The following is a 13,057-nucleotide window of genomic DNA, read 5'->3' as shown; positions in this document are numbered from 1 at the left end:
AGAGGCGTTCTTCCCAAACAGGAAGGCTCAGTATTCCTGACTTAACGATCTAGTTACCGCCAGAACACTTCTTAGTTTCGACGTTAAACGCACCACATGAGAATGGCTTCGACCAGCTAGAGAACAGCTTCGCTGATTCAGGTAAGTAACTCGACCAAGCATCACCCGCAACAAGGCCTGTGGTTTCCCAAACAATATCGAATTGACCATCGTCTTGGATTTCACCGATCAGGACAGGTTTAGTGATGTGGTGGTTTGGCAGCATGGTGGAGTAGCCGCCAGAAAGGTTAGGAACAGACACGCCAATCAAGGCATCTTGTACAGATTCAGGATCGGTTGTACCCGCGTTGGTTACTGCTTGCGCCCACATGTTGAAGCCAACATAGTGCGCTTCCATTGGGTCATTGGTAACGCGTTTTTCACTCTTGATGAACGACTGCCACGTTTCAACGAACTCTTCATTGGCTTCGGTATCAACACTCATGAAGTAGTTCCAAGCCGCTAGGTGACCAACCAGTGGTTCTGTGTCCATACCTGATAGCTCTTCTTCACCAACAGAAAACGCGATAACTGGGATGTCTTCAGATGAAATGCCTTGAGCGCCAAGCTCTTTGTAGAAAGGTACGTTCGCATCGCCATTCACGGTAGAAACCACTGCAGTTTTCTTGCCTGCTTCACCGAACTTTTTGATGTCTGACACAATAGATTGCCAATCAGAATGACCAAATGGCGTGTAGTTGATCATGATGTCTTCTTCTGCGACACCTTTATCTTTTAGGTAGGCTTCAAGGATCTTATTGGTCGTGCGTGGGTAAACGTAATCGGTGCCTGCTAGTACCCAACGTTCAACTTCAAGCTCTTCCATCAAGTAATCCACTGCAGGGATCGCTTGTTGGTTTGGCGCAGCGCCGGTGTAGAAAACGTTTTTCGAAGACTCTTCACCTTCATACTGAACTGGGTAGAAGAGGATGCTGTTGAGCTCTTCAAATACTGGCAGCATGGATTTACGCGATACCGATGTCCAACCACCGAAAACCACATCAACTTTCTCTTTCTCGATAAGCTCACGCGCTTTTTCAGCAAATAGAGGCCAGTTAGATGCTGGGTCAACAACCACAGGCTCTAACTTTTTACCAAGCAAGCCGCCCTTTTTGTTCTGCTCTTCAATGAGCATCAGCACGGTATCTTTTAGCGTTGTTTCACTGATCGCCATAGTGCCGGACAGTGAATGTAGAACGCCGACCTTGATGGTCTCGTCAGCCGCAAGCACTGATGCAGAAGAAAATGAAAGTGTTGTACACAGTGCAGCTAGCGATAAATTGAACACCTTGTTCATGATATTACTCCATAATTGTATTTTTGTTATTCAATTACAGAGTTACAAGAAGAGTGCCAAACTTAAAAATTAACTACTAAATTTATAAGTCATTGTATTGATAGTATTTAAAAACAAATCACACCAATAGAGTGCATAGCAATCATGTAACTATGTTTCATACTGGTGCAGTAGCGATAAGAATGAACCAAGATGACACATACCTATTCATCAGATACAAAAAAGACCCAATACTTTAGTATTGAGCCTCTGGTATAACATCACTGACAGTCATTTAAGCGCTCGGGCTTAAGACTATTCCGCAGGTTGGAATTCGAACTTTACTCTCGACTTCGATTTAAGCTCGTTGCAATCGCCATTACAAAAATAGCTGGCAGCACCACAGGCTTGAAGTTTCTCTAATTGGCTGCTGCACTCAGGGCAAAACCCAACTTTGGTAAAGTGAGCCTGACAACTTTCACAGTGGTACTTACCATCCCAAGCCAGTTCAGACTGACACTTAGGGCAGATATTTTCACTCATTAGCATTTCCTAATTCACTACTATTTTTACAATCTACTACCGCTGAGACTTGGCTTGCTTGATTTGGTACATGTTCTTATCAGCTTGTGCGATCAAGGTTTCTAATGACTCCGGATCTTTCTCATAAAAAAGTCCAACACTGACGGTGAACTGAGTATCGTTGATAAAAAGGGCTTGTTCCAAGGCTCTTTCTAAGCTGCGGTAAAAGCCAAAAATGCTTTCTTTATCGTCGAAGCAAGAGAACACCACAAACTCATCGCCACCATAACGCCCGATCTTGGCGCAGGCTGTCGTTGCCTCATCGAGCACTTTTGCAACCGCTAACAACACATCATCACCAAAACTATGGCCGTAGGTATCATTGATCAACTTAAATTGATCGACATCGACAAACAGACACGCCATCACTTTTTCAGCAAAGCAGCGCTTGGTTAACACCTGCTCAGCTTCTCTCAGCAGTGCTCGGCGATTCAAACTGTGTGTCAGGGAATCTCGATTGGCAAAAAAGTTGAGTTGATTCTCCAACTCATATTTCTCTAACGCCACAGAATATAAGGAAGCCAATAACTCTAAGATCTCGAGTTCAAATTCATGGGGTTCAGAGATGTATTTGCTGTAAATCGCAAAGGTACCTAACACATGGCCATGTGAAGAGATGATTGGTACTGACCAACACGCATGAAGATTAGCTTGATTGGTTAAGGCTAAGAAAGGTGCCCAATTCGGGTGTGCATTAATATTGGAGATCATAACGGCTTTTTTGAGAGCCGCGGCTTCGCCACAAGAACCAACCCCAGCACCAATCTCTACACCTTCTATCTGCTGATTATAAAAATCAGGCAGGTTCGGGGCATGTTCAAGGTGCAAAGTCTTTGATTTTGAGTTGAGCAGTAAAATTGAAGCCATGCGCTGCCCAAAAAGCTGCTCGGTAAGCTGAATAATCCTATGGTTTAAATCTTTACGATCCATCCCAAGAGCAAGCTTTCGAAGCAAACTGTTGACTGCTCGGTGGCCTTCTAATAAAAATTGTTGTTCCATTCACTAAAGCTTTCAATTGTGTAATCGGGTACAGCTTGTTCTTATGCAAGCTTGTTATTGGTTAATAATAACACACTAAATTAGTACGACACACAACCGAAGATCATAGGTTGATCTTTCGCTTTATCTATTTTGATCAGCGATCTACCCCAAAAAGAATATTTATATCACCACACACCGAAAGCATAAGTTACATGTGCTGCATTTCAATTTTAAATGGTCATTTATATCAAAAGTTACATCATAAAATAGAATAAACAGCACAAGCCATTTCGATCTGTAACCTAAATCATCGAATTACATGCGTCAGCATTTCAATATGTTGGTCATCTAACTGGGTTAACTTAACTGATAATGCCTTAAGCTCTGACGTATTCTCAATGTGAGTACCACCACACGGAATAGACACGAGAGTGTCTGCATTCAGCTGCCATTCCCAGTAACGAGAGTCCGTTAATGCCTCGCCTTCCAGTCTCATTGCGACTGAAGTAGACTCGGTTAGCCAGCCTGCAATCATTTGATTGATGTCGGCTTCAACCCCTTCAAGGTTTGCTAGCATGTCTGCGACGTTCAAGCCGCGCTTCTTCAAGGTTTTGCCCAAACGATACTTGTCGGTACATAGTTCTGGGGTCACAAAGCTTGTGACTTGTGCGTAGCTATTGAAGTCGTAACTACCAAGTGGATCTTTTCTATCCGCATCTTTGCGCCAGTAACTCTCAGCCAAGACTTTATTCAACGCTAAGAAAGCGATATGACCAGCACTATGCCCACGGCTCAAGCTTGCTTGGTATTCTTTATCAACCGATAACTCAACTTTATCGCCAATATTAATCATAGAAGCTGATGCAGGTAGTTGGTGAACAACCACAAACGCCCACCCTTCCGTATCACGCTTAACAGGAATATCTGCTGCGATACAAAGTTTGCCAGTAGATTGTTCTATTGCACCAACAAGACAATCTTCAACAATATACTGTTCACCATTTACGCTGACAAAGCCTCGGTCTGCAGGGTGATCGGGCCAAATATGACTAACAGGGTGAAAAGGCGTGACATCGGTGATCAAGTAGCTCTGACTATCATTGCTCTCAACATAAAGCGCTTTCGCATTAAGCTGCCAAGCCTGGTGACAGAATTGAGTGAGGGTTGGTGTGATTGCTTGCACAGATGTAATCAAATCGGTAGTTGTCATATTGTTCTTCTTTTGAAATCGAGTCTGATTCGTTAATCCATAACACTATGGAGACATGAAGTTATGGCTTAACGTAAATTTTGCTTAAAAAAATACCCGAGACAGGCTCGGGTATCAAATCGATTAGAAAGGGTTATTTACGGCCTTTCATCATGCTCATCATACGCTTACGTTTGCGTTCCTGAGAAATCGTTAGCTTGTTTGTTTTCGCTTCAAACGGGTTTTCGCTGTTCTGGAATTGAATGCGAATCGGTGTACCCATGATCTCTAGTGAACGACGGTAGTAGTTCATTAGGAATCGTTTGTACGAATCTGGCAAGTTACGAACTTGGTTACCGTGGATAACGATAATAGGTGGGTTGTAACCACCAGCGTGCGCGTATTTTAGTTTCACACGACGGCCACGAACCATAGGTGGTTGGTGATCATCGGTTGCCATTTTCATGATACGAGTCAGAACAGAAGTACCAACACGCGTTGTCGCTGATTTGTAAGCTTCTTGAACAGATTCAAACAAATGACCAACACCAGTACCGTGAAGTGCAGAGATAAAGTGAATACGTGCGAAATCAACGAAACCTAAACGGCGGTCTAGTTCTTTCTTAACGCGATCTTTAACATCGCTGTCTAGACCATCCCACTTGTTTACTGCAATCACGATTGAACGACCAGCATTCAACGCAAAGCCTAGCAAGCTTAAGTCTTGATCAGAGATGTTGTCTCGAGCATCAATAAGCAGTAATACAACGTTAGCGTCTTCAATCGCTTTCAGTGTTTTAACTACAGAGAACTTCTCTACGGTTTCATTGATGTTTTTACGACGACGAACACCCGCAGTATCAATCAGAACGTATTCACGCTCATCACGCTGCATCGGAATGTAGATAGAATCACGAGTTGTACCTGGCATATCGTAAACAACAACACGTTCTTCACCAAGAATACGGTTAGTTAGTGTTGATTTACCTACGTTGGGACGGCCAATGATCGCTAGCTTAATCGGTTGATCTTGAAGGCGCTTGAATTCTTCTTCCGCTTCTTCTTCAGTGAAATCAACTTGCTCTTCTTCTTCGTCTTCAAACTCAGTCAAATCGCTTACTTCACCATTCTCAGCTTTTAGCGCTTCAGCGAATGGGTTCAGTGCAAGGTCAATCAGTGCGGTTACACCACGACCATGCGCCGCTGCGATTTGATACATGTCTTCAACGCCTAACTGCCAGAAATCAGCACTTGCAGCATCAGGGTCGATACCATCAACCTTGTTTACTACTAGCATTGAAGGCTTTTCTAGTTGACGAAGATGCTTAGCAATAGCCACGTCTGAAGGTGTTAGACCCGCACGACCATCTACCATAAACAGAACGACATCAGCTTCATCAATCGCCGCTAGCGACTGTTCAGCCATTTTAGTTTCAACACCTTCTTCGGTACCGTCGATACCACCAGTGTCGATAACAATAAAGTCATGCTCACTAAAATGAGCATGGCCGTATTTACGGTCACGCGTTAAGCCAGGGAAATCCGCAACCAATGCATCACGAGTTCGAGTCAATCGGTTAAATAACGTAGATTTACCTACGTTCGGACGCCCTACTAGAGCAACAACAGGTACCATAACAACCTCTACAATTTCTTCTCTAAATGTAGTTATAGGTAAGCACTTGTTCGCAAGTTTAAACTCTTACCTATAACCACATGGTTTATTAATTTATAACAACAAAACGGCTCCTAGCTGTTACCAACCAGGAGCCGACTGTGAATTGTATCACGCTTTTATTGGCTAATCGTTAGTTTCTTTACATCGCCATTGCGAGTAGTCACTAAGTAGCCTTCAGGCAGTTCAATAGGCGCAACCGCAAAGCCGCTATCGTTAACTAACTGCTGGGCAACAAACTCACCCGATGAACGATCTAACCAGTGCAGATAACCTTCAGTATCACCAACGACTACATAACCATTAATAATAGCAGGTGCGGTCAGTAAGCGGTTTTCCAACAATGGAGTGCTCCATAGTTCAGTGCCGCTACGCGCATCGACTGCAACCACGTGGTCTTTGTCTGTTACTACGAACAAACGACTACCATCGCTCGCCAAATCAATCGCTGACGAGTAGTTACGCTTCCAAACTGGCTTACCAGAACGAAGATCGATTGCAATCAACTGACCATTGATACCAACGGTATACAAGGTGCCGCCAAGAACAACAGGTGACGCATCAACATCAACCAAGCGATCAATTTCCGTTGCGCCTTTTGGCGTGCCAACCGGTTGTTGCCAAATCAGCTGACCACGGTCAACGATAGCAGCAGCCAAACGACCATTTGCCGTTCCCCAGAAAACACCACCAGAAACAGCAACAGGAGCGCTATCACCACGTAATGTTAGGCTTGGAACTTCAGTGCTAATCGTCCACTTCTGTTCGCCGCTTTCTTGATCCAAAGCGATCATCATGCCGCGACTGGTATGAACCAGTACCATGTTGCTTTCAGTTGCAGGAGATGCAAGCACCTCACCGTTGACTGATACACGCCACAGTTCTTCACCGGTCGATTCGTCTAACGCGATCACTTCGCCATTTTCAGAACCTAGGAACACTTTGCCGTAAGCCGCTGTTAGGCCGCCTGATAAGCGTGCGAGCACTTCTTTTTCAAGATCGGTTTCCCACAGCTTTTTACCCGTTTCAGGGTCAAGCGCTTTAACAATACCTTCGCGACTCGCGACAAATACTTTGTCGTAAGCAAGCTCTGGCGTTAATTTTGAAAAGTAATGACCAACACCATCACCAACCGACGTAGACCATTCCTGCTTAGGAGTGAACTCGCTGTTTACTGTAGGTACTGGAGCCATGATTACGGTGTCTTCTTCACCCGCACAACCCGCTAACAGGCCAAGAGCAATCGCACACAACGCCGCTTTTGGAAACATCTTCTTCATTCAAAGCGCCTTATTTAGCTAGGTCGTCAAGTTTGATTTGAAGCGTTTGGCTTGCATCAGCAGCTTGTTGAGCTTCAGAGTAAGCACTGTAAGCCGCATCTGTGTCGCCTTTACGAAGTGAGATATCACCACGTAGTTCAGCAACACGGCCTTTCCAAGATTCGTCAGTCATCGCTTCAAGATCAGTCAACGCTGCATCAAATTCACCTTGCTCAGCTTTGATACGAGCAACACGGTAAGTCAGTAGTGGCGCTAATGCCGCATCCTTAGTTGCCGATTTTGCCCACTCAAGCTGTTCAAGAGCTGCAGCAAGATCACCTGCTTGAACTTGTGCTTTAGCTAACTGCATAGCAGCAAGAACAGAGTATTCAGCGTCTTTGTTTGCGTCGATGAAAGCTTGAATATCAGATTGAGCATCAACGCCCTTAGTATCAAGAGCTGAAATTACAGAGGTGTAGCTTTCTGAAGCTGCTTCACGCGCTTCAACGACTGAATCTTGGTAATAGCGCCAGCCAAATAGACCACCTAAACCAATAACCGCACCAAAGATTACGGCTTTACCGTTCTCTTTCCACCAATCTTTAATGGCTTCAACTTGTTGCTCTTCGCTATCGTAAAGTTCCACTTCCTGTCCTCTTTAATTCTTTAAACGCCAGCATAGTGCTGACGTTAATATTCATGATGAGCGTTTGCTCAATGGCTAACTAGATTAGCGCAGCTACTTTCTCTGCAACTTCCGTTTGAGACACGGTTTCTTGCACGCCGCCAACCAAATCTTTTAGCACAACTGTATTGTCAGCAACTTCGTTCTCACCAAGCACTAGCGCCACAACAGCACCTACTTTGTCAGCACGCTTGAATTGCTTCTTAAAGCTACCACCACCGAAGTGGTTCATCACGCGTACGCCTTTAACGGTGTCACGTAATTGATTCGCTAACTGCATGCCCGCGATCATTGTACCTTCGCCAGCAGCAACCATGTATACGTCAACGCTACGACGAACTTCTGTAAGTTCTAGCGTTTCCATCATTAGAACTAGACGCTCTAGGCCCATTGCAAAACCAACAGCATTAGTTGCTTTACCGCCTAGTTGCTCGACAAGACCATCGTAACGGCCACCGCCACATACTGTACCTTGCGCGCCGAGGCTGTCAGTGATCCACTCAAATACTGTGCGGTTGTAGTAATCTAGGCCACGTACTAGACGCTCGTTAACTTGGTATTCGATACCAACAGCGTCAAGAAGTTCACACAAACCAGCAAAATGTTGCTTTGACTCTTCACCTAGATATTCAGATAGTCGAGGTGCGTCACCTAAGATAGCTTGAACGTCTGGGTTCTTAGTATCCAGTACACGAAGCGGGTTGGTGTGCATACGACGTTTACAATCTTCATCTAATACATCAATGTGTTGCTCAAGGAAAGCCACTAACGCAGTGCGGTAGCTTACGCGATCTTCTTGAGAACCGATTGAGTTCAGCTCTAGGCGAACGTGCTTGTCGATGCCTAGCTCACGCCATAGACGTGCAGTCATCATAATCAGTTCAGCGTCAACGTCTGGACCATCTAGGCCAAACACTTCCACACCACATTGGTGGAATTGACGGTAACGACCTTTTTGAGGACGCTCGTGACGGAACATTGGACCCATGTACCATAGGCGCTGTTCATCACGGTTGATAAGGCTGTTTTGAATACATGAACGTACACAACCTGCTGTGCCTTCTGGACGCAGCGTTAGGCTATCGCCATTACGGTCATCAAAGGTGTACATCTCTTTTGAAACAACGTCAGTTTCTTCACCAACCGCACGGCTAAATAAGTTCGTTTCTTCAACGATAGGCATACGTACTTCGTTGTAACCGTATGCGCTCACCACACTTTTAACTGCGCTTTCTACTTTCTGCCACAGTGGTGATTGAGTTGGAAGGCAATCGTTCATGCCTCGAATTGCTTGGATATTTTTAGCCACAGTATTTATTCCGTAATTTCTCACGACCAGGTGTTAGTGCGAATAGACAATCACACCCCATCGCGTTGTATTAATCTTCTAAGTTTTCTACATCAATGCGATTTGCTTTATCAAGCACCGATGCTTTTGCTCGGATCTTCGCTTCAAGCTTGTCGACAAGGTCATCGTTGTCAAAACGCTCTTTCTGACGTTTACCGTCTTCGTAGAAGGCACTCTTGCGTGCACTACCCGCTAAACCTAAGTGAGACACTTCAGCTTCACCAGGGCCGTTCACCACACAACCGATGATTGATACATCCATTGGAGTAATAACGTCTTCTAAGCGCTCTTCAAGAGCGTTAACGGTGTTAATAACATCGAATTCTTGACGAGAACAGCTCGGGCACGCAATGAAGTTGATGCCACGCGAGCGAATGCGCAAAGATTTAAGAATATCAAAACCAACTTTGATCTCTTCAACAGGGTCAGCCGCTAGCGAGATACGCAGCGTATCGCCGATACCTTCAGAAAGAAGCATGCCCAAACCTACCGCTGATTTCACAGAACCAGCACGAGCACCACCCGCTTCGGTAATACCAAGGTGCAAAGGTTGATCAATCTGCTTAGCCAGCAAACGGTAAGAACCGACGGCTAGGAATACATCAGAAGCCTTAACGCTGACTTTAAATTGATCAAAGTTCAAACGGTCTAGGATATCTACGTGACGCATTGCGGATTCAACCAGTGCTTCTGCTGTCGGCTCTGTGTATTTCTCTTGGATCTCTTTTTCAAGAGAACCGCCGTTAACACCAATACGAATCGGGATATTCATATCACGAGCACAATCCACAACAGAGCGAATGCGGCTTTCGTTACCGATGTTACCTGGGTTAATACGCAGACAGTCAACACCGTACTCTGCCACTTTAAGGGCAATACGGTAGTCGAAGTGAATGTCAGCCACCAAAGGAACAGAAACCTGCTGCTTGATTAGCTTAAATGCTTCAGCGGCATCCATAGTCGGTACAGATACGCGAACGATATCAGCGCCAACTTTTTCCAAAGCTCTAATTTGAGCAACGGTCGCGGCGACATCAGTTGTTCTTGTGTTGGTCATGGATTGCACAGCAATTGGTGCACCATCACCGATCGGCACATCACCCACATAAATACGGGTTGATTTGCGACGAATAATAGGAGATTCGTGTTGCATATAAACTCTAAGGTAAGGTTATTCTAGCTACTTTGCCTGAAGTATACCCAGAAAGGTCAACGGGTTCACTTGCAAATGTCATTGATACGCCCTCTGGCGCACCTAGAATCACTTTGTATGGCGCAGTTCCTGAAAGATTAAGTGTCTGACCTGCTTTTTTGATACCAGTAGACAAAGTCTTGCCTGCCGCATCTTTAACTTGGATCCAACAGTCTGCAGAGAACTGCATCACGAGCTCGTTGGCTACAGGTTCAGGCGTCACTGTCTCTGATTCAGCCGCTACAGGGGTAACCTCTGCAACGTCTTGTGTCTGTTCTGCTTGCTCGATATTCTCTGAAGCCTCAGCCGCGCTAACCACTGCAAGTTCATCCGTACTTTCAGTCGCTGAAGGCTCCACAGTGTTTTGCTCAGCTTCAATCACTTCTAATGACGTAAATTCTGGCTCTAGAGACTCTTCCACCACAAGCTCTTCTGAGCTTTCTGTATTGGAGAGAGATTGAGATAAGGTGTCTTGCTGCTGGTTCTGCCACCACCAAAGTGATGAGATACCCGCAATCACAGCAAAGATGCTCCATGTAAGGATCATAATACGGCTGTTATGTTTCTCTGTTTTTGTCTTACGAGAAAAACTCAGCATTTCTTGTTCTTGATGTTGAGCATCACCAGAATGATGAAGCGCGTTCAACACCACTTTTTCATCAAGATTAACGTATTTCGCGTATGAACGAATGTAACCACGCATAAAGGTGGCAACCTGATCGGACTCGAATTGGTTTTCTTCAATTTGCTGGATCAACGTAACGCGCAGCTTCAAACGATCAGAGATCTGCTTTTGTGTTAAACCCAGAGATTCTCGTTTATTTTTGAGCAGCGTTCCCGCTTCAATTGCTGGAGCGACAGTTTCTTTCGGTTGTGCTTGTGTTTCGTGTTCTGTGTTCATAGAGAGTGAACTTCTAAATAATTATCGCAGGTTGATGAGAGCATTTTTTATTTTCGTTTAAGCTCAATCTTACAACCTACTATGTGGAATTTTTCCTGCAACCCAGTTCATCAACCCTTAAAGTAGAAAACCACACGCTGTTGGTGAGCGATTTTCTCAGGAAGCTAGTTTATCAAGTAGCCAACCTAAATAGACACATTGACGATTTTCGGGTAACAAGCGAGCACTTAAATTAATTTAAGATTATTTAATCATAAGCTAATGCCATTACAAGGCAAAAACACTTTCGACAAAATTTACCGTCAGCTCATGGTTTTGTCCAAAATTTAACGAAAAATGTAAGAAAGCGTGGGGAAAAAATCCAATTCTTGGAAATTCACCTTCCAGAAAAGCAACAAGCCAGAAGGAATCCTTCTGGCTTGTTTCGTTCTAAATGGTATTTAAACCGCTTTTACTTGAATCACATCACCTGCGATTAAGTTAGCTTCAGAGGCGGCTTTCAGCATTTTAGTACGCTTGGTTCTATCAATAACATCACCAACCAGCTGACCACATGCGGCATCAATATCATCACCACGAGTTTTACGAACAGTTACTGTGTAGTTGTATTCCATCAGCGTTTTTTGGAAGCGATCAATGCGAGAGTTGCTTGGCTTCTTGTAAGGCGAACCCGGATAAGGGTTAAATGGAATCAAGTTGATCTTACAAGGCGTATCTTTCATTAACTCAGCAAGTTCACGAGCATGGTCCATATCATCATTCACATGATCCAATAGAACGTACTCAACCGTTACTTTACCGCGGTTAGCATTTGAAGAAGCAATGTAACGACGAACCGATGCTAGGAAATCTTGGATATCCCAACGGTCGTTGATTGGCATGATTTGGCTACGTAGTGCATCGTTTGGTGCGTGTAGAGAAATCGCCAAAGCTACATCGATATTGTCTGTCATCTGATCAAGACCAGAAACAACACCAGATGTTGATACTGTTACACGACGCTTAGACAGTGAGAAACCTAGATCATCAAGCATCAGCTCTAATGATGGAATTAGGTTCTTCATGTTCAGCAGAGGCTCACCCATACCCATCATTACGACGTTAGTAATTGGACGACGACCCGTTTCTTTCTCTAAACCGATTTCACGTGCAGCACGCCAGATTTGACCAACGATCTCTGAAACTTTCAGGTTACGGTTGAAGCCTTGTTGAGCGGTAGAGCAGAATTTACATTCAAGCGCACAACCTACTTGCGAAGATACACATAGCGTCGCACGGTCACCATCTGGGATGTATACCGTTTCAACGTCTTGGTCACCAACGCTCATAGCCCATTTAATGGTGCCATCCGCAGAGTGCTGAGCTTCAGAAACGATAGGTGCAACAATCTCACAGCGATGCAGCAGTTTCTCACGTAATTTTTTGTTGATGTTGTTCATTTGTTCGAAGTCATCGACACCGAAGTGATAAATCCACTTCATCACTTGCTCTGCTCGAAACGCTTTCTCATTCAGTTCTTCTGTGAAAAATTTACGAAGACCTTTACGATCAAAATCGAGTAGATTGACTTTAGCTGTGGTCATGATGCCTCTCAATGACGGAACAATAATTAAGGGCGCGAATTGTACAGCCTTTACGCAACTTCAACAAGCACTGTAAAACCTTGTGTTTACTAAGACATTCAAACTTAAGTGATTAAAATTCACACAGCCAAATTTACCTGCTTAAGTTTAACCAATTCAAAGCGAAATTCCGATTACGCTCCTCCGTCGCTTTCGGAAGTGACGGTCTTAAACCACCTAATATTCGCGCCTTTCTCCGACCTCCAGCTTACGTTATTCGTTACCTTCTCAGCCTTCCAACTAACGCTACTTGCTCGTCATTCCAGAAACGAGGTATCTGGAATCTCCGACAACACTCTCAGATTCCC

General features: G+C 44.5%; 11 protein-coding genes. All 11 read right to left on the bottom strand.

Features of this window, described 5'->3' with window-relative positions:
• Window positions 1–49 precede the first annotated feature (49 nt).
• Entirely contained in the window at window positions 50–1,336 is a 1,287-nt protein-coding gene (gene urtA / locus QUF19_RS03060; RefSeq protein ID WP_017629853.1) for an urea ABC transporter substrate-binding protein, read from the bottom strand.
• 294 nt (window positions 1,337–1,630) lie between these two features.
• Window positions 1,631–1,858 carry a zinc ribbon domain-containing protein gene (locus QUF19_RS03055; RefSeq protein ID WP_017056199.1) on the bottom strand — a complete coding sequence of 76 codons (228 nt, stop codon included), beginning with the start codon at window positions 1,856–1,858 and terminating at the stop codon, window positions 1,631–1,633.
• Between the two features lie 36 nt (window positions 1,859–1,894).
• Window positions 1,895–2,896 carry a GGDEF domain-containing protein gene (locus QUF19_RS03050; protein ID WP_286295790.1) on the bottom strand — a complete coding sequence of 334 codons (1,002 nt, stop codon included), beginning with the start codon at window positions 2,894–2,896 and terminating at the stop codon, window positions 1,895–1,897.
• A gap of 289 nt (window positions 2,897–3,185) precedes the next feature.
• Window positions 3,186–4,088, bottom strand: a complete 903-nt coding sequence (locus tag QUF19_RS03045) for an alanyl-tRNA editing protein (RefSeq protein WP_286295788.1) — start codon at window positions 4,086–4,088, stop codon at window positions 3,186–3,188.
• 133 nt (window positions 4,089–4,221) lie between these two features.
• Window positions 4,222–5,703: a ribosome biogenesis GTPase Der gene (gene der / locus QUF19_RS03040; RefSeq protein WP_102438035.1), complete on the bottom strand. Its 1,482-nt coding sequence runs from the start codon at window positions 5,701–5,703 to the stop codon at window positions 4,222–4,224.
• Between the two features lie 158 nt (window positions 5,704–5,861).
• Complete coding sequence (gene bamB, locus QUF19_RS03035; protein ID WP_286295784.1) at window positions 5,862–7,022, bottom strand: outer membrane protein assembly factor BamB; 1,161 nt, start codon at window positions 7,020–7,022, stop codon at window positions 5,862–5,864.
• 10 nt (window positions 7,023–7,032) lie between these two features.
• Window positions 7,033–7,647, bottom strand: a complete 615-nt coding sequence (locus tag QUF19_RS03030) for a YfgM family protein (protein ID WP_017106479.1) — start codon at window positions 7,645–7,647, stop codon at window positions 7,033–7,035.
• Between the two features lie 79 nt (window positions 7,648–7,726).
• Window positions 7,727–8,995, bottom strand: a complete 1,269-nt coding sequence (hisS, locus tag QUF19_RS03025; protein WP_065113443.1) for a histidine--tRNA ligase — start codon at window positions 8,993–8,995, stop codon at window positions 7,727–7,729.
• Window positions 8,996–9,065: 70 nt separating this feature from the next.
• On the bottom strand, window positions 9,066–10,187 hold the full coding sequence (ispG, locus tag QUF19_RS03020; RefSeq protein WP_009848294.1) for a flavodoxin-dependent (E)-4-hydroxy-3-methylbut-2-enyl-diphosphate synthase: 1,122 nt from the start codon (window positions 10,185–10,187) through the stop codon (window positions 9,066–9,068).
• 7 nt (window positions 10,188–10,194) lie between these two features.
• Window positions 10,195–11,127 (bottom strand): cytoskeleton protein RodZ, encoded by a 933-nt coding sequence (gene rodZ, locus QUF19_RS03015; protein ID WP_286295774.1) that lies wholly within the window; start codon window positions 11,125–11,127, stop codon window positions 10,195–10,197.
• Between the two features lie 440 nt (window positions 11,128–11,567).
• On the bottom strand, window positions 11,568–12,710 hold the full coding sequence (gene rlmN, locus QUF19_RS03010; protein WP_009848292.1) for a dual-specificity RNA methyltransferase RlmN: 1,143 nt from the start codon (window positions 12,708–12,710) through the stop codon (window positions 11,568–11,570).
• Window positions 12,711–13,057 lie beyond the last annotated feature (347 nt).

Origin of the sequence: Vibrio sp. FE10, assembly GCF_030297155.1 — a bacterium.
GTDB lineage: Bacteria > Pseudomonadota > Gammaproteobacteria > Enterobacterales > Vibrionaceae > Vibrio > Vibrio apostichopi.
Note: the sequence above shows the minus strand (reverse complement) of the source record. Positions and strands in the feature narration are given on the sequence as shown.

Coding starts and splice junctions, on each gene's coding strand:
- urtA (WP_017629853.1), bottom strand. CDS start 1,336: ATGAACAAGGTGTTCAATTTATCGCTAGCTGCACTGTGTACAACACTT.
- QUF19_RS03055 (WP_017056199.1), bottom strand. CDS start 1,858: ATGAGTGAAAATATCTGCCCTAAGTGTCAGTCTGAACTGGCTTGGGAT.
- QUF19_RS03050 (WP_286295790.1), bottom strand. CDS start 2,896: ATGGAACAACAATTTTTATTAGAAGGCCACCGAGCAGTCAACAGTTTG.
- QUF19_RS03045 (WP_286295788.1), bottom strand. CDS start 4,088: ATGACAACTACCGATTTGATTACATCTGTGCAAGCAATCACACCAACC.
- der (WP_102438035.1), bottom strand. CDS start 5,703: ATGGTACCTGTTGTTGCTCTAGTAGGGCGTCCGAACGTAGGTAAATCT.
- bamB (WP_286295784.1), bottom strand. CDS start 7,022: ATGAAGAAGATGTTTCCAAAAGCGGCGTTGTGTGCGATTGCTCTTGGC.
- ispG (WP_009848294.1), bottom strand. CDS start 10,187: ATGCAACACGAATCTCCTATTATTCGTCGCAAATCAACCCGTATTTAT.
- rodZ (WP_286295774.1), bottom strand. CDS start 11,127: ATGAACACAGAACACGAAACACAAGCACAACCGAAAGAAACTGTCGCT.
- rlmN (WP_009848292.1), bottom strand. CDS start 12,710: ATGACCACAGCTAAAGTCAATCTACTCGATTTTGATCGTAAAGGTCTT.